The sequence below is a fragment of the Streptomyces sp. NPDC001544 genome (genome assembly GCF_042894285.1).
Lineage (GTDB): Bacteria > Actinomycetota > Actinomycetes > Streptomycetales > Streptomycetaceae > Streptomyces.
Map to the genome: position 1 here is coordinate 96,562 of NZ_JBIAVN010000021.1, position 16,897 is coordinate 113,458.

Sequence of the window (16,897 nt, forward strand, 5' to 3'; positions counted from 1 at the left end):
AATTATGCACTAGTGCAATCGATACGCAAGGGAAGCCGCCATGCAGGGCACCCAGCAGACGCCGCCCCGGTCCACCGCCTACTCACCGACCGACCGCACCGTCCCCACGCGCTCCGCCGACCGGGCGTCGTACGACCGGGACCTGGTGCACGCGATACTCGACGAGGGCTACGTCTGCCACCTCGGTTTCGTGCGCGACGGCGCGCCCGTCGTGCTGCCCACGCTCTACGGCCGGGTCGGTGAGCGCCTTTACGTGCACGGCTCCACGGGTTCGCGCCCGCTGCGCATGACCGGTGAGGCCGACCCGGGTCTGCCCGTGTGCCTGACGGTCACCCATGTCGACGGCCTGGTGCTGGCCCGCTCCGCTTTCCACCACTCGATCAACTACCGCTCCGTGGTGGTGCACGGCACCGCGTATCAGGTCACCGACCCGGAGGAGAAGCGGCTCGCGCTGGACGCCCTGGTCGACCACGTGGTCCCGGGCCGCACCGCCGACTCCCGGCCCGCCAACAAGAAGGAGCTGGCCGCCACCTCCGTGATCCGTCTCGACCTGAACGAGGTCTCCGCCAAGCTCCGCACCGGCGGTGTGAACGACGAGCCCGAGGACCTCGCGCTCCCCCACTGGGCCGGCGTGGTACCGCTGCGCAAGGGCTACGACACTCCGCTCCCCGAGGCCGATCTGGCCCCCGGCACGACGCTGCCCGACTACCTGGCGGACCTGTGATGCTGATACATCCCTGGGACGCACCCCACGACGACTCCGAGTGGCAGACCTGGCTGGCCGCCCACGACTTCGGCCAGCTGGCGGTCAACGGCCCGCCCGGCGAGCCCCCGCTCGTCCAGCCGCTGCACTTCGCCTACGATCCCGAGCGCGGCGAGGCCGTCACCCATCTCGCCCGCCCCAACCCGCTGTGGCGGGCGGTGGAGGCGGACCCGCGGGTGCTGCTGAGCGTGGTCGACGACTACGTCCATGTTCCCGGCCCGTGGCAGGCCGCGCCGGGCACCCCGCCCGAGCACGGCGTGCCCACCAGCTTCTACGCGGCCGTCCAGCTGAGCTGCACCGCCCACGTCGTGGACGACCCGGCGGCCAAGGCCGACCTCCTCAACCGCCAGGTCGGCCACTTCCAGCCGGAGGGCGGCTCGGCCCGGGCGGCCGCCGGTGAAGCCCCCTACGGCCGCATGCTGTCCGGCATCCGGGTCCTGCGACTGGAAGTGACCGACGTCCGGGCCAAGTTCAAGTACGCGGGCAAGAAGGCGGAGGAGGTCCGGCAACAGATGGCGGCCGCCCTGACGACCCGGAACGGCCCGCGCGACGCGGCGGCGCTGGAGCACCTGGTGCGGCGGGGGCTGTGACCGACGACCGCCGCCCGTCCCCGTCCGCCGCCGTCCCGCCCGCCGCCTCCTGAAGGCGCGCACGCTCCGGTCTCACACCAGCACCGGCAGCTCCTCCCCGCTTGCCCGCCGCGCCCCGCGCGCCTCCGCCACCGCGAGCCCGGTGACCGAGCCGAGCATCAGCAGGGTTCCGGCCACGGTGGACGCGGTCAGATGCTCGCCGAGGAGGACGACGGCGAGGACGGCGGCGCTGACCGGCTCCAGCAGCATGATCACGGAGACGGTGGCCGCCCGTACGACGGCGGCGCCCGCGAAGTAGAGGGCGTACGCGAGGGCCGTGGGGATCGCAGCGATGTATCCCAGCAGCCAGAGCACCCGCAAGGGGTGGGCGGTGTGCGGCAGCAGCCCCTCGGCCAGGGCGAACGGCAGCAGACACAGGCTGGTCACTCCGAACGCCCACACGGCGGCATCCGAGGAGTCGCTCCCGCCGCGCTGCCCCCACCAGCGGGTGAGCAGGGTCATCAGGGAGTAGCCGGCCGCCGACACGAGCGCGAGCAGGACGCCCCCCGGACGTACGGTCGCGCCCGTGCCGCCGAACGTCAGCACGGCGAGTCCGGCGAGCGCCCCGGCGACGGCGACGGCACCGGCCGCGCCGAGCCTCTCCCCCAGCGCGAAGCGGGCCCCGAGCGCGATGAGCACGGGACCGGCGCCGAGGGTGACCACGGTGGCGACGGCCAGTCCGGTGGCGGACACGGCCGCGAAATAGGCGGTCTGGAACACGGCGAGGCCGACGCCGGTGGCCACGGCCTTCAGTGCGCGGTGGCCGAGCGGCTCGGTCGCCGCGGGGCGCGGACGGCGGCGCAGGAGCCGGCCGGCGAGCAGCAGCGCGAGGCCGGCGGCGCAGCGCCAGAAGGACAGGGTGACGGCCCCGAGGTCACTGGTCCGGTAGACCAGCGAAGCGGCGGCGCCGGCGGTGCCCCAGGCGGCACCGGCGACGATCAGACAGAGCAGGCCACGCCCGACGGGCAGGCCAGAGACAACGTGCGACACGAGTGGTCTCCGCAGAGGTGGAAGTTCGGTATCGGCCCCGCGTCAGCAGGAGCCACGGACTTCGTCTGCGGGCAGCACCGTCCCGCCCGGCGACGCGCCGGGCGCATTCCCGGAGGCCCGCCTCAGGCGGCGGGGGGCGAAAGGACGAGTGCGTTCGTCGGCATGGTCGCCACCCTAGGCGGCCGTTCGGCGGGTGGACAACTGCTTTCCGGGACCGCCGCCGGCCACCGGCTCCACGGCGCCCTCGGCCGGTGCCGACGACTGCGCGATGTACGCGCCGAGCAGGACGACGGCACCGCCGACGACCTGCGCCGCCGAGAGGTGCTCGCCGAGCAGCACCCACGCCAGCACGGTCGCGATCACCGCCTCCAGACAGGCCACGACGCCCGCGACCTGCGGGGACAGCCGGCGTACGGACAGCACGCCGGTGATGTACGCGACGACCGTGGCCACGAGCACGATCCAGGCCAGCAGGACGGCGGCCGGGACCTCGCCGCCGGACATGTGCGCGGTGCCGGACAGGACCGACCAGTCCATGGTCCAAGGACGGGCGACGAAGGTCAGGACCACGGCTCCGACGAGGAGTCCGTAGGCGATGACGCCGAGCGGGTCCGGTGCTTCCTCCCCCGCCCCGACGCCATGGTCGGACAGTATGAAATAGCCGACCTGGCAGCCGGCCGCGCCGAGCGCCAGCAGCAGCCCCAGCACGTCGAAGGCGAGTCCTGACCACACCTCCACCACGCAGGCGAGGCCACCGACCGCGAGGACCACGCCGAGCGCCGCCGCCCTGGTCACCGGCCGCCGCTGCACGAAGCGCACCCAGCCGAGCACGAGCGCGGGTGCAAGGTACTCCACGAGCAGCGCGACCCCCACCGGAATCCGCGACAGCGCGGCGAAGTAGCAGGCCTGGACCCCGGCGACGGCGAACAGCCCGAACCCGGCGAGCAGCGCGGGGCGGCGGCGCGGCAGGGAACGGTGACGTACCGCGAGCGGCAGCATGACGAGCGCGGCGCCCGCCACCCGGAGCCACACCACGTGCAGCGGGTCGAGCCCCGCCTCGATCAGCGGCTTGGCGGCCGGTCCCGACCCACCGAAGGCGAGCGCGGAGCCGAACGCCATGCCGAGCCCGAGGCTCTTCCCACCCCCGCCTTGACTGCTCTCAGAGATACGCACCGGCACATGATGACAGGCGATGACATGAGCGTCACCCGGGTTGACTCCTGTCTCAACGGCTGGACGGCGCCGGGTCCGCGGGCGCCGCCCGGAGCGCCGTACCGCCGGTCGCCCACGCGCTCGGCCGTGGCGCGGTCGATCCGCGCGAGCACACTCCGCTCTGCCGGCGCGGGCCGTGACCGATGCTGCGCCGCGCACGACGACGGAAGGCCCGGCCTCCACATATTCTGACAGTTCGTCAGTATTGAATGTTCCGGGCCCTGCGGCTACGTTCCGCGACACCGTAGCCCGACACGAAGGGGTGGTCGCATGGCCGAAGTCAGCGCGGAGGCGCACATCCAGGCGCCGGCCGAGAAGGTGTGGGAGAAGCTCACCGACTGGTCGGCGTACGGGGAGTGGAACGCGACCCACACCAGCTTCCCCAAGGGCGGCCCCGAGACACTGGAAGCAGGCGGGACCTTCCAGGAGAACATGAAGCTGATGGGTTTCCCGGCCGAGGTCGAGTGGACCATCGAGGAACTGGAGCCGGCCCGGGTGTTCGCCATTCGCGGCAAGGGCCCGATGGCGGTGAACGTCGCCACGCGTTACACGCTCACCCCCGACGGCGACGGCACGACGGTGCGCATCGACGGCGAGTTCACCGGCGCGGCCGTCTCCCTCATGGCCGGCAAGCTCAAGGACTCCGCGACGGCGGCCCTCAACGAATCACTGCGCAAGCTGAACGGCCTGGTGACCTGACTGCCGCCGCACACGAAGGCGCCCCGGGGATCACTCCGCGGGGCGCCTCCCACGGCCGCACCGGCGTCAGTCCTCGTCGGCGAGGATCAGGTACAGCCTCTTGCGGGCGTCGTTGATCACGCCCAGCGCCTTCTCGCGCTGCTCCTTGCTGCCGGTCTTCCAGACCTGACCGAAGGCCTCCATCAGACCGAACCCGGCCTGGCGGATCTCGTTGAGCACCTCCCAGTCGACCCCGCGGGACGCCTCCTCCCAAGGGACGTCGGAGCCCGCCTCGGCAGCGGCCCGGCCCTCGTCGGTGAGCGCGAACAGCTTCTTGCCGCCCTCGCTCTCACTGGCGATCAGGCCCTCGTCCTCCAGCAGCTGCAGCGTGGGGTAGACCGAGCCGGGGCTGGGCTTCCACGCGCCGCCGCTGCGTTCGGCGATCTCCCGGATCATCTCGTAGCCGTGCATGGGCCGCTCCTTGAGCAGGGCCAGGATCGAGGCCCGCACGTCACCGCGCCGCGCCCGCCCCCTCGGGCCGCCACGCCCCCGCGGCCCCCAGGGCCCCGGGCCGAAACCGGGACCGCCGGGCCCGAACCCCGGACCACCCGGCCCGAAGGGCCCGAAGGCGGCCCGCAGCCCGTCCCGACCGTGCCGGTGGGGGCCGTCCTGTCGATGTCCACGCTCGAATCCGTGGGTACGCATCGCCATCACTCCATCCATCGTTGATCTGTCGCGATACTTCAACGATATATCGGAACCGATAGCATGACAAGAGCCTCGGCTGGACGGCGCGATTGACCTGTCTCAGCGAAGATTCCGCGAATCTCAACGAAGCTGAACGTACGGCCGTTAGTCTCACCGAAGGTTGAGCACTTGCTCAGCCTTCGGGCTGGGGGTGCGGTGGAAGCGCTGTCGCGCGCGTACGGCGATGAGGCGTTAGCGGCGTTTGAGCTGGACTTTCTCAGCGACGGAGCGCGGCGCCGGCTCCCCCTGGGAGCGAGTTGGCAGGTTTCGTTCGAGGCAGTGGAGCCTGTCCGGCTGTTCCGCTGGGACAAGAACACGCCGGGCTTCGCCGGCTGGTACTACTCGGCGACCACACGCGATCACGTGGGCTATGAGTCGTGGCTAGAGCGGGACCGGTTGATCCTGCTCGACAGAGATCCGCAGGTGACGGCGATATCGTCGCAGCCCTTCTGGCTGCACTGGAGCTTCTTGCCACTCGTCAAGCGAGGCAGCGGCCAGAGCCTTGCCTTCGGGCTCCTGCAACTCGACTTGCCGGATGACGCATCCATCGGTGTCCAGCTCGAAGTAGAACCAGACTGCTTCCTCGCCCCAGAAGCAGCGAAGCCAGCGCGTCACTGGTTCACCGCGTCGAAGGGCTCGTCATGCCAGCGCCAGCCGGCGGTGCCGTCGTCGTGGATGTGCAGCATGAACTCAGCGACCGGACTGCCGTCGGGGAACGTCATGGTGAGCGCATTGCGGATCTGGGTATGGCAGGCGTCCGCCTGCTCCCAGTCCTCCTCATCGACAGCCCGCTCTTGCTCGGCGAAGAGGAGACGGAACTCTTCAAAGCCAGGCAGTATCTCAACTTCGGCGTGAGTCCAGGGCATGTCGGCGCCGGTCACGGTCAGCCTGACAATCTCCTGGTCGCCGTGGTGGAGCCGCCAGATACTGCCGGCGGTCAGGTTCGGGTTAGGGCCTGTCCAACGGATCATGTGACCGTCGCGGGCCTGGCTCGTTGGCCTGTCCGTGGGGCGGGGAGATCTGTCGAACGATGAATGGGCCCGGCTGAAGCCGCATCTGCCGAAGTCCGCTAAGCGGGGCGGTCGTTGGCTGAGCCTTCGGAGGGTCATCAACGGGATCTTGTACCGGAATCGCACCGGGGTGCCCTGGCGGGATCTGCCTGCGCGTTTCGGCAAGTGGAAGACCGTGTATGAGAGGCATAGACGCTGGTCGGCGGACGGCACGTGGGACAGGCTCTTCGCCGCTGTCCTGGCTGACGCCGACGCGGAGGGCCGTATCGACTGGTCGATGGTGAGCGTGGACTCCACCTCCTGCCGGGCTCACCGGCACGCTGCCGACGCCCGCAAGCGACGCCCGCGGGTGCCGGGAAAAGATCAACGCCCCGGCAGCACCGCTCCGACGAGGGGCTCGGACGCTCTCGGGGCGGCCTCACCTGCAAGGTCCACCTCGTTGGGGAAGGCGGACGCCGCCCGCTGGCCCTGCTGATCACGCCAGGCCAGTGGGGCGACGCCCCACAGTTCATCCCCATCATGGAACGCGTCCGAGTCGCCCGTCTCGGCGGCGGACGTCCGCGCACCCGACCGGACCATCTCGGCGGTGACAAGGCGTACTCCTCGCGCCGCAATCGCCGATACCTGCGACGACGCCAGATCAAGCACACGATCCCCGAACCGAAGAACCAGCGGGCCAACCGCCAGAGCCGCGGCAGCAGGGGCGGCCGGCCTGCGGGCTTCGACAAGACGATCTACAAAAGGAGGAACGAAGTCGAGCGAACGATCAATGCGCTCAAGACCTGCAGGGCCGTGGCCACGAGGTACGACAAGCGTGCCTACATCTTCCACGGCACCATCATCATCGCCTCGATTCGACTCTGGCTGCGCCCATGATCTGGGACAGACCTTGCGTACTCGAGGCCGGCACCAGTACCGGAGCAGCCGCATCTCCCCTCAATGCTGCTCTGGACATGCTTGCTCAACCGGTATGGGTCACCACGGCATCGATGAGCTCGGGCCAGAGTGCACGCGGGCGATCGTGGCCCATGTCGGGGACCAGCAGGAGTTCGGCGCCGGGCACCAGCTCCGCGGTGCGTTTCCCGCCACTGGGGTCGATCAGCGTGTCGTCCAGGCCGTGGATCACCAGCGTCGGCACCCGCAGCTCACGCAGTGCATCCGCACGTGAACCGCTGAGGATCATCGCGCCGAGCTGCCGCCCGATCCCCTCGGGGTGGTAGGCGCGGTCGTAGCTCGCGGCGGCCAACTCACGCAGCACCGATGCGTCGCCGTATCGCTTGGAGGCCCACACCAGTTCCCGCTCCGCCGCCGCAACGTATCCCTCGCGGTCCGCGGGCTTGGGACTGAACAGCACCGCCTGGGCCTCCGGGCTGGACTGGCCGTATTCGCTCTCGCCGGTCGAGGACATCATCGACGTCAAGGTCAGCACCCGCTCCGGGCAGGAGAGGGCCATCACCTGGGCGATCATCCCTCCCATCGAGGCACCGACCACGTGGGCGCGTTCGATACCGAGCGCGGTGAGCAGGCCGAGGCCGTCACCCGACATGTCGAGAAGCCGATAGGGAACCATGGCGAGGGCGGCGGGAATGTCTCCCGAGCTGACGGCGGCGATGAACTTGCCCATGTCCACCGGATGATCGTCGAACTTGGTGGACAGCCCGCAGTCCCGGTTGTCGTACCGGATCACGTAACGGCCGCGGTCTGCCAGTGCTCGGCAAAAGTCCTCGTGCCAGGCGAGCATCTGCGCGCCGAAACCCATCACCAGCAGGACTGGCGGGTCTCCAGGGTCGCCGAAACTCTCGTACGCGATAGACACCTCAGGGGACACGTCAACGATCGACATGCACGGAGACTGTCATAGTCATCCACGGAGCGCACCCAGAATATCGCCCGGTGACCTGCACACACTTTCCTGGCTTCTGCCCATGATCCGTCGGACAGGCCCTAGTCATGTCCCCATGATGGCGCTCACGTCCTCACCAGGACGATGTCCACTATTCGAGGCGGCGGGATAGGGATCAGCCCACCGTCGGTCAATCGTCACTGAGACGAACCGGCGGGTCATTGCTCTTCGTTGAGACGAAGCCACATCCGTGCAGCTTGCCTGAGATCGTCTCAACGTTCATTGAGACAGGTCAGCGATGTCCTGTCGCACTCGATGGCTGTACCGGCTGGGGTGGGTCAGGCAGGGCCGAGCATCGAGATGTCGTACGTGGACGCGATGCACGGACGCCGACGGCGTCCGTGCGGGACGGTGTGACGGGCCGGTTCGAGGATGTCGGTCCAGTGCGTACGTTCCGCTGTCACGCGCTGAGCGTCACTTCCCGGGCTGGTACTGGTCGGCGACGACCGGGCGGCACGTGGGCTTCGAATCGTGGCTGGAGCGAGACCGGCTGCTACGACGCGTTCTTCCCTCGCGAAACCAGATCAGGAGCCTGTTCGGGGGCACGGAGACGCGGCTGCCCTTCGGCACTGGCGTCTCCGCGCGCTGTCACTGGGGAGGCCGAAGCCCGCCCGCGCTCACAGCAGTCCGGGCCGCTGCCACTCGGCACCGAGGACGTGGTGGTCGAGGAAGTTCAGGAACGCCTCGTACCAGACCTGGATGTGGCCCGGGGAGAGGATCCAGTGGTTCTCGTCCGGGAAGTACAGGTACTTCGCAGGCACCTCGAACCGCTGCAGATCCTGGAAGAGCGCGGCGCCCTGGCCGACCGGCACGCGGTAGTCCTTCGCGCCGTGGATGACCAGCATCGGCGTACGGATCTTCGCGGCGTCCAGGTACGGGGAGTGCGCCTCGTACCGCTCGGGCCGGGTCACCGGGTCCCCGAAGATGCACTGGAAGTACCAGGGCGCGTCGGTGTCGCCCTGGAAGGACCGCAGGTCCCACAGGCCCGCGTGGCTCACGATCGCCTTGAACCGATCGGTGCTCGTGGCGACCCGGTTGGCCATGTAGCCGCCGTAGGAGCCGCCCCCGAGCGCGGTGCGCGCGGCATCGATGTCGTCACGGGCCTCGGTTGCGTCGGTCAGCGCCATCACGTCCGTGTACGGAACCCCGCCCCACTGCCCCCAGCCGCGCCGGTGGCCCTGCTGACCGTAGCCGGTCGACAGGGCCGGGTCGGGCAGCAGCACCGCGTAGCCGCGGGCCGCGAACAGCCACGGGTTCCACCGCCAGGTCCAGCCGTTCCAGCTGCCCTGCGGCCCGCCGTGCACGGCGACGAGCAGCGGCGCGGGGTTCTCGGCCGACGCGCCCTCGGGCAGCACGAGCCAGCCGCGCAGCCGGTACCCGTCCGCCGCGTCGGCGTACACCTCGGTGAGGGTGCCCGGCACCGCGTCGAACGCACCGGGGGCGGGCAGCTCGACCGGCGTCTGGTCGGCGACGCCGGCCTCGAACCTGACCGGCCGCGGCGGCGAGTCGATCGCGTTGCGCAGCGCGTACAGCGTCCGCCCGTCCGGGGCCACGCAGAGCGAGCCGTACGCGCCCGAGGCGGTGAGCCGGGTCACGGTGCCGTCCGCGTCCCGCCGGAAGACGGGCGCATGACCCTCCACATCGGCCACGAAGAAGAGGGTGTCGTCGACCGTCGAACAGACGGCGCCGACAGGCCAGTTGTCGAACCCGGGCAGCAGATCGACGGCCTCGCCGCCGTCCACGCCGACCCGGACGAGCGTCATGTCCATCGACTCGTCGTAAGTCGGCCACGTCATCCGCGAGCACACGACCGCCGAGCCGTCGTGCGTGAACACCGGCGCCTCGTAGAGGTGCTCCACATCGCCCAGGACGAAGACCTCCTCGCCGGTGGCCGCGTGTGCCACGACCACGGCGGTGCGGTTCTCGGCGGGCACCCGGCCGGGTACGAACCGGGTGTAGGCCACTCGCGTCCCGTCGGGCGACAGCGCCACGTCCCCGGGGTGCTCGAGGCCGACGCCCTGCCCGCCGGCGTCGACCACGGCGCCCTCGGCCCCCGCGCGCACGAAGGTGTGCTGTTCCTCGGGGCCGAGATCGCGGTCCCAGGCGCGGGTCGGCCCGGCCTCGTACAGGATCGCGGTGACCTTCGCGTCCTTGCGCGCCGTGCGCAGCTTGCCGTGCGTGTCGGCGTCGGCGGCCCCGGGCAGCAGCCCGGCGGTGTGGGCCAGCGCGCCGGAGTCCCGGGCGACGGTGAACGCGGTGATCCCGCCCGGGTGCCGGGCCACGACGGCGGCCTCACCACGCCCGGGCAGCGCCCACAGCGCGGCACCCTCGTGCTTGTCCTCCTCACTGTCGTCCTCGCGTTCCGACAGGAAGTACAGCACCCCGTCCGGGCCGAACGCGGGCCCGAACTCGCCCTTGCCCGACCGGGTCAGGCGCAGCGCCTCGCGCTCCCCGGCCGGATCGATCTCCCACAGCCCGGACACGAACCTGGTGCGGTCCTCCGACAGCGTCTGCACGGCGGCGACGAGACGGTCACCGTCGGCGGACAGCGCAAGGGAGTTGACGCGAGGCTGGGCGAGGAACGCGGGCAGGTCGTGGAAGGCGGTCGTGCCACCGGGGATCGCAGACATGCGGACGATTCTTGCGCGCGCAGGAGGCGGTGAACAGCGGATTACAGGCACCGCCCGCCAGGGGTGCCTGCCGCCCGTCCGGCGAAACGCCAAGATCCCGCCCGATCGAAGTGATCGGACGGGATCCCGTCAACCGCCTACGAACTCGTGAGCGGCGCCTGCGATCACAGCAACACGTTCGGACCGCCGCACGCACCCGACGCTCACGAACGCCCCCCTTCCAGGGTCCCGGCCCGACTCCCACCGGCCCGACTCCCATTTCCTGGCATGCCCTCGCCCGTTCGGTGATGTGCGTGTGTTGAGCGGCGATGTCCAGGACACGCGAAGACAGGGACGCTCACACGGCCTGCGGAGTGAACCGGAACAGCTCGTCCCGTCCCTCCTGCACCACGCCCCAACTGCTCTCCGGAACCTCGTTCCACGCACCGGGCAGATCGCCCAGCGGTTCGGACACGACCAGGCGGGTCTCGTCGGAGATGTCCCTGAGGAAGGCGACGTCGGGGTGGAGGGCGCGCAGCGTCTCCACCTCGGTGCTGTAGTAGAGCGAGCGCGAGGCTCCCTGGCTGGAGTAACGGAAGGCCCACAGCCGTCGCCCGTCCGTCAGCGCGACGGTCATCTGCAGCGGGAACTCCACGCCGTGGCGGTGACCGGTTGCCTCCACCAGGCCGACCATCCGGGCCACGGCCGCCGGCGGATCGTCCTCCAGGCCGAAGGTCAGCGCGAGGAAGAACATCATCTCGGAGTCCGTCGACCCCTCGATGGCGGGGTAGAGCGCCGGATCGACGGCCAGGGCGAGGTCGCGACGCGTCTGGTGGAAACCGTTGATCGCTCCGTTGTGCATCCACATCCACCGGCCGTGACGGAACGGGTGGCAGTTGGTCTGCTGCACCGGGGTGCCCGTCGAGGCCCTGATGTGGGCGAAGAAGAGCGGGGAGCGGACATGGCCGGCGATCTCCCGCAGGTTGCGGTTGCTCCACGCCGGGGCGGTGTCCCGGACGACCGCGGGGGTCTCGAGGTCCGACGCGTACCAGCCGACGCCGAACCCGTCGCCGTTGGTCGTCTCCACACCCAGTCGGGAGTGCAGACTCTGGTCGATCAGCGAGTGGGCCGGTCTGTACAGAATGGCTTCGAGTAGCACTGGTGTTCCCGAATAGGCGAGCCAACGGCACATCGCCACCGCCTCCTGATGCCAGTTCCCGTGACGGGCCGGCCGACGCGGCGGCCCCGCCTCCCGGGTGCCCTGCCCGCGTCTGGTAGCCACCCGTGCGGGTCCGCCGCTCCGGCGCGCGGCAGCCGTTCCGGGCCGTCTTCAGGGTGCGTACGGCGCCGGTCGGGCGCCTCACCCCGGGCGGGTGAGGACCGGCTTCCCGGACGCTTTCCTCGCGAACGCGGCCGTCGTACCCCGATCCGCGGCACGACCGGTCCAGTGTGTCGGAATTGGCCTTGGCCGGGCGGCAGCCGTGGCCCCTACCGTCGGCCCATGCGTATCCGAATCGTCGACGCCTTCACCGACCGCCCCTTCGCGGGCAACTCCGCCGGGGTCCTGCTGCTCGACGCCTTCCCGGACGACGACCGGCTGCAGAAGATCGCCATGGAGCTCAATCTCTCCGAGACGGCGTTCGCCCACCGCTTGCCGGAGGGCTCGGACGCGGACTGGGCGCTGCGGTGGTTCACACCCGCCACCGAGGTGGACATGTGCGGCCACGCGACGCTCGCCACGGCCCACGTCCTGCACACCACCGGCGCCCACGAGGGGCCGGTGCGGTTCGTCACCCGCAGCGGGGTGCTCAGTGCCACGCCCGGCGAGGACGGCTCGATCACTCTGGATTTCCCGGCCGCCCCGCTCACTCCGGTGGACGTCCCGGCCGGGGTCGCCCGGGCGCTCGGCGCGGAGCCGGTGACCGCCTTCGACACCGGCCCGAACGTCGGCGACCTGCTGCTGGAGCTGGAGGACGAGAAGACCGTCCTCGGGCTCTCCCCCGACCACAGGGCCCTCGCCGCCTTCTCCACGCGCGGGATCATCGCGACCGCCCGCGCCGAGGACCCGGCCCGGGGCCATGACTTCGTCTCCCGTTGCTTCTTCCCCAACGTCGGCATCGACGAGGACCCGGTCACCGGCAGCGCCCACACCGCCCTGGCTCCCTACTGGTCCGAGCGCCTCGGCCGCCCCGACCTGACCGGTCTGCAGGCCTCCCGCCGCCCCGGCCTCGTGCGCACCGGCCTGCGCGGCGACCGGGTCCTGCTGACCGGTCGCGCCGTCACGGTCGTCGAGGGCGCACTGCTCGTCTGAGCACCACGGGCGCGGGGGACACGGAGGGGCGTACGACAGCCTCGTACGCCCCTCGTCCGGCCGACGTCACGCGGTCGGCAACCAGTCCACCCTTCCCGCCAGCACCGCATATCCCACGAACGCCCCGATGTCGAGCAGGGAATGTGCCACCACCAGGGGGCCGACCCGGCCCCAGCGGCGGTAGAGGTACACGAACACCACGCCCATGACCATGTTGCCGACGAAGCCGCCGATGCCCTGGTACAGGTGGTAGGAGCCGCGCAGTACCGCACTGGCCGCCAGCGCGGTTCCCGGGGTCCAGCCCAACTGGCCCAGCCGGCGCAGCAGATAGCCGACGACGATCACTTCTTCGAGGATGGCGTTCTGCACCGCCGACAGGATCAGCACGGGGAACTTCCACCACACGTCGGGCAACGCCTCGGGCACGACCGTGAGGTTGAAACCCAGTCCCCGTGCGGCGAGGTAGAAGGCGATGCCGGTGCTGCCGATCACCGCGGCGATCCCGGCGCCGCGGCCGAGATCGGGCCAGGGCCGGGTCCGGTCGAAGCCGAGGGTGCGCAGGCTCTCGCCCTCGCGCATCAGGAAGTGCGCGACCAGTGCCACCGGCACCAGTGCCGTGGCGATGCCGAACAGCTGCCAGGCCAGGTCGAGCCAGGGACGGCCAGGCGCGGCCGAGGCGTTGAGGGTGGCCGCCTGGTCCTTGAGGCCGCCGGGTTTGGTGACCGATCCGATGAAGCTGATCAGAGCGGACACTCCGCTCGCTCCGAGCGAGAGCGCCAGCACGAGGAGTGTCTCGTCCCGGTAGATCCGCCGCGAGGGCCGCTCCCGCGGAACGGAACCGGCCTCCAATCCCGCCTCCACCTGCACACCTGCCTTCGGTCACGAAGATCGTGCACCGCAGGCCGTCGGGACCGGAAGGGGCACCATCCTCATCGGAGGTCACAGCTTGCCCCATCCGCGCCTCTCCCCGGACATCGCCCCCACGCTGAGAGGCCGACCGGGCAACCGGTGATCGCCCTAGGGGGTGTCTTGTGGATCACGCCGGGGTCGCGGGGTCTGGCACGCACTCCCCCACTCTCGACTTCGCTCGAGCGGGAGGGGCCCCCACCGGCGTTGTCGTCGGTCCCCGACTCCCCCACGCTCGAACGAGCTCGCGAGGGGGGACCCCCATCGCGTCGACTCCCTCCTCCGCCTTGCAGCTGCACGCACCAGACCCCGCTCGGGTCGGCTGGAAGGCGCCGTCGGTCGCAACCGGCCTGATCCACAAGACACCCCCTAGCCCAGCGGCACCGGCTCCGGCAGGCCCACCGGCCAGGTGTGCACGGGTTCCCCCAGGTGCATGAGCTCGCCGTAGCGGCGGGTCGTGGCCGCCAGGGCCACGTCCCGGGGAAGGCCCTGTTCGAGGGCGCGGTGGAAGGTCGCCGCCTGCCAGGAGGCTCCGTTGACGCGGCGCCGGCACCGCTCCTCGATGACGCCGAGGTAGAGGTCCCGGTCGGCGGCCTCGACGCCCCATGCCGCGAGCCCCGCCTCGGCCATCGGCAGCAGTTCCTCGCGCACCAGCGTCACCGCGTCGACCTCGCTGGTACCGCCGTGCCGCCCGCGCCGCGGCCACTCCAGGCGCGCGTCGATGCCGTACCGGCACGCGGCGTCGAAGTTGGCGGCGGCCGTTTCGAACGGCATACGGGTCCACACGGGCCGGGACTCCTCGGCGAGGGAGCGGACCAGACCGTAGTAGAAGGCCGCGTTGGCGATGACGTCGGTGATGGTGGGCCCGGCGGGCAGGACGCGGTTCTCCACCCTCAGGTGCGGCACGCCGTCGGCGACGTCGTACACCGGGCGGTTCCAGCGGTACACCGTGCCGTTGTGCAGGACGAGTTCGGCGAGCTTCGGTGCGCCACCCGCGTCGATGACCTCCAGCGGGTCCTCGTCGTCGCAGATGGGCAGCAGCGCCGGGAAGTAGCGCAGGTTCTCCTCGAACAGGTCGTACGCCGAGGAGATCCACCGTTCCCCGAACCAGGTGCGCGGTCGCACGCCCTGGGCCTGCAGTTCGGGCGGACGGGTGTCGGTGGCCTGCAGGAAGAGCGGAGGGCGGGACTCGCGCCACAGCTCATGACCGAAGAGGAACGGGGAGTTGGCGCCGAGGGCGATCTGCGGCGCGCTGGCCACCTGGGCGGCGTTCCACACGTCGGCGAAACGGCCCGGGGTGACCTGGAGGTGCAGCTGCACGGACGTGCAGGCGGCCTCGGGGACGATGGAGCGGGACGTGCAGGTCAGGTGCTCGACCCCGTCGATGTCGAGCCGGAAGTCCTCGCCCCGGGCGGCCACGATCTGGTCGTTGAGCAGGGTGTAGCGGTCGACCTCGGAGAGGTTGGAGGAGACCAGGTCGTCACGGTCCAGGGTGGGCAGGATGCCGATCATCACGATTCCGGCGTCCAGCTCGCCGGCCTTGCGGTCGGCGTACGCCAGCGACGTACGGAGTTCCTCGGCGAGCTGGTCGAATACCCGCCCGCCCAGCCTGTGTGGAGCGATGTTCACTTCCAGATTGAACATGGCGAGTTCTGTTTGGAAATCTCGGCTTGCGATCCGTTCGAGCACCTGTCCGTTCAGCATTTTCGGCAGCCCGTCGGGGCCGACGAGATTCAGCTCGATCTCCACACCCATCAGGTTCTTGGGTCGATCGAACCGCTTGTGGGCCAGCAGTCGCTCCAGTCCCGTCAGGCACCTGCCGAGCTTCTCCCGGTAGCGCTGCCGATCGGACAGGTCGAACGGCCCTGCCACGACCTTCTCCCCCATCGAAGCGTCCCTCCTCGGATGGGCGGGCGGAAGATCCGGCCGCCGGGGTCCAGGGTCAGGTGGGATGATGCCCACCCGACGCGATCGATAACGTCCCGCGCGAGCCCTGTCCCCGCTACTCTGTTGGAATGTGTCCGGCGGCACATTCACGAGGCATGAGGCAGCGCGCACCTTCGTGTGCCCCGTCGTCCTCGTGAAAAACGCCGACGAGAATGGGCCGTCCGCTACGCCGGGGTATTCCGTGGTCAGGACGGGTCGTCCAACCCCTGAATCGGGATGATTCACACAAATCGCCGACCGAATACGAACTTGTTTTACTCACCGGAAACGGCTAGACGAAACACCTTCTGAACTTAAGTCGTATAAACTCCGCGAAGAAGGCAGAAGGTTGGCGCCCACCGTTCTGGTTCCCGCCGTCCAGGCGACGTGCGGCAGGCCGCTTCCGCACCTCTCGTTCACCGCCACGGGCCCCCGCCTCTCTGACCCCATGAGCTGACAGCGCCGTCCGCCCGCCCCGCCCTCGCGCCATCGCGCCTGTCGAATGAGAGGCGACCCACCATGCCCCTCCACGTTCCGCCTGCCCCCGCGCCCGCCCTGCGCTCCGTGCTCACGGCCCTCGGTTCCCCCACCGCCGTCCGTGAGGCCCGCACTCCGTCCCTGCGCACCGCGCAGGGACCCGCCACCCCCGAACTGCCCCTCCCGGTGCACGTGCTCGACCGGATCACCGCCGAGGGCGTGTCCGCGACCCGATTGACGGGCTGGCGGTTCCTGATCCACAGCGGCGGCCGTGCCGTGGCCGCGGCCGAGACCCGGCTGACCCCCGACGGCTGGGCGTTCTCGCACTTCTTCGAAGGCCCCTACATCGCCTCCACGGAACGCGCCCTGCGTCAGGCCGAGACCATGCAACAGCCCTACCAGGTGCGTCTGCTGTCCGTGCCGGCCCTGTACATGCTCACGCTCTGGCTGCACGGCGACTGCACCGCGGACGGTGCCGAGGGCCATCCCGCCGCCACCGACCTGCTCGTCCCGCTGGCCCCCGCGCCGCCCGGCATCGCGGCCCACCGGCCGCATCCGGTCGCCGAACTGCTTCCCGTGCTGACCCACCGGGTGACTCCCGTCCCGCTGCTCGGCTCGCCCGCCTGACACCACCCTCCTGCCCCTTCTTCCCCGGTCCCGCTCCGGTACCCCGCCGCCCCTTTGGTGGCGGGGTACGGGCGTGCATTCCGGGCCCCTTTCGCTCGTACGAGCATTA

16 protein-coding genes are annotated in these 16,897 nt (G+C 70.5%); 6 read left to right on the forward strand and 10 right to left on the reverse strand.

From position 1 onward, the window contains the following. The first annotated feature begins 40 nt into the window (after positions 1-40). Together ACFY0F_RS34940 and ACFY0F_RS34945 are read left to right on the forward strand one after the other, a co-directional pair. Entirely contained in the window at positions 41-724 is a 684-nt protein-coding gene (locus ACFY0F_RS34940; RefSeq protein ID WP_388803675.1) for a pyridoxamine 5'-phosphate oxidase family protein, read from the forward strand. Further along, positions 724-1,353: an FMN-binding negative transcriptional regulator gene (locus ACFY0F_RS34945; protein ID WP_388803678.1), complete on the forward strand. Its 630-nt coding sequence runs from the start codon at positions 724-726 to the stop codon at positions 1,351-1,353. The genes ACFY0F_RS34940 and ACFY0F_RS34945 overlap by 1 nt, the downstream gene beginning before the upstream one ends. A gap of 72 nt (positions 1,354-1,425) precedes the next feature. Here the strand turns inward: ACFY0F_RS34945 and ACFY0F_RS34950 are convergent, their stop codons facing one another. Next, on the reverse strand, positions 1,426-2,382 hold the full coding sequence (locus tag ACFY0F_RS34950; RefSeq protein ID WP_388803681.1) for a DMT family transporter: 957 nt from the start codon (positions 2,380-2,382) through the stop codon (positions 1,426-1,428). 174 nt (positions 2,383-2,556) lie between these two features. Beyond that, entirely contained in the window at positions 2,557-3,501 is a 945-nt protein-coding gene (locus ACFY0F_RS34955; protein WP_388803775.1) for a DMT family transporter, read from the reverse strand. Positions 3,502-3,864: 363 nt separating this feature from the next. Here ACFY0F_RS34955 and ACFY0F_RS34960 point away from each other — a divergent pair, with 363 nt between their 5' ends. After that, complete coding sequence (locus tag ACFY0F_RS34960; protein WP_388803684.1) at positions 3,865-4,293, forward strand: SRPBCC family protein; 429 nt, start codon at positions 3,865-3,867, stop codon at positions 4,291-4,293. A gap of 66 nt (positions 4,294-4,359) precedes the next feature. Here the strand turns inward: ACFY0F_RS34960 and ACFY0F_RS34965 are convergent, their stop codons facing one another. Both ACFY0F_RS34965 and ACFY0F_RS34970 read right to left on the reverse strand, forming a co-directional pair. Next, positions 4,360-4,977, reverse strand: coding sequence for a PadR family transcriptional regulator (locus tag ACFY0F_RS34965; protein ID WP_388803687.1), 618 nt, complete (start codon positions 4,975-4,977; stop codon positions 4,360-4,362). A gap of 653 nt (positions 4,978-5,630) precedes the next feature. Continuing rightward, positions 5,631-5,990, reverse strand: coding sequence for a hypothetical protein (locus ACFY0F_RS34970; protein ID WP_388803690.1), 360 nt, complete (start codon positions 5,988-5,990; stop codon positions 5,631-5,633). A gap of 34 nt (positions 5,991-6,024) precedes the next feature. On the opposite strand from ACFY0F_RS34970, the gene ACFY0F_RS34975 reads away from it, so the two are divergent. Then, positions 6,025-6,905, forward strand: a protein-coding gene (locus ACFY0F_RS34975) for an IS5 family transposase (RefSeq protein WP_388803693.1) whose coding sequence is annotated in 2 segments (ribosomal slippage) — positions 6,025-6,388 and positions 6,388-6,905 — 882 coding nt in all. Because the reading frame shifts where the segments join, the coding sequence is not laid out codon by codon here. 85 nt (positions 6,906-6,990) lie between these two features. Here ACFY0F_RS34975 and ACFY0F_RS34980 read toward each other — a convergent pair. From ACFY0F_RS34980 to ACFY0F_RS34995, 4 genes are all read right to left on the reverse strand, one after another. After that, on the reverse strand, positions 6,991-7,872 hold the full coding sequence (locus ACFY0F_RS34980) for an alpha/beta fold hydrolase (protein WP_388803696.1): 882 nt from the start codon (positions 7,870-7,872) through the stop codon (positions 6,991-6,993). Positions 7,873-8,210: 338 nt separating this feature from the next. Next, on the reverse strand, positions 8,211-8,336 hold the full coding sequence (locus tag ACFY0F_RS34985) for a hypothetical protein (protein ID WP_388803699.1): 126 nt from the start codon (positions 8,334-8,336) through the stop codon (positions 8,211-8,213). A gap of 213 nt (positions 8,337-8,549) precedes the next feature. Beyond that, positions 8,550-10,562, reverse strand: a complete 2,013-nt coding sequence (locus ACFY0F_RS34990; RefSeq protein ID WP_388803702.1) for a S9 family peptidase — start codon at positions 10,560-10,562, stop codon at positions 8,550-8,552. Between the two features lie 337 nt (positions 10,563-10,899). Next, positions 10,900-11,733, reverse strand: coding sequence for a class II glutamine amidotransferase (locus ACFY0F_RS34995; RefSeq protein ID WP_388803705.1), 834 nt, complete (start codon positions 11,731-11,733; stop codon positions 10,900-10,902). A 309-nt stretch (positions 11,734-12,042) separates the two neighbouring features. Here ACFY0F_RS34995 and ACFY0F_RS35000 point away from each other — a divergent pair, with 309 nt between their 5' ends. Beyond that, complete coding sequence (locus ACFY0F_RS35000) at positions 12,043-12,852, forward strand: PhzF family phenazine biosynthesis protein (protein ID WP_388803708.1); 810 nt, start codon at positions 12,043-12,045, stop codon at positions 12,850-12,852. 66 nt (positions 12,853-12,918) lie between these two features. Here ACFY0F_RS35000 and ACFY0F_RS35005 read toward each other — a convergent pair whose 3' ends face one another. Both ACFY0F_RS35005 and ACFY0F_RS35010 read right to left on the reverse strand, forming a co-directional pair. Continuing rightward, entirely contained in the window at positions 12,919-13,719 is an 801-nt protein-coding gene (locus ACFY0F_RS35005) for a CPBP family intramembrane glutamic endopeptidase (protein ID WP_388803711.1), read from the reverse strand. A gap of 408 nt (positions 13,720-14,127) precedes the next feature. Then, the gene (locus tag ACFY0F_RS35010; RefSeq protein WP_388803714.1) at positions 14,128-15,645 is read right to left on the reverse strand and encodes a glutamate--cysteine ligase; all 1,518 of its coding nucleotides are present in this window, start codon (positions 15,643-15,645) and stop codon (positions 14,128-14,130) included. Positions 15,646-16,203: 558 nt separating this feature from the next. Here ACFY0F_RS35010 and ACFY0F_RS35015 point away from each other — a divergent pair. Further along, positions 16,204-16,788 carry a hypothetical protein gene (locus ACFY0F_RS35015; protein WP_388803716.1) on the forward strand — a complete coding sequence of 195 codons (585 nt, stop codon included), beginning with the start codon at positions 16,204-16,206 and terminating at the stop codon, positions 16,786-16,788. Positions 16,789-16,897: the final 109 nt, after the last annotated feature.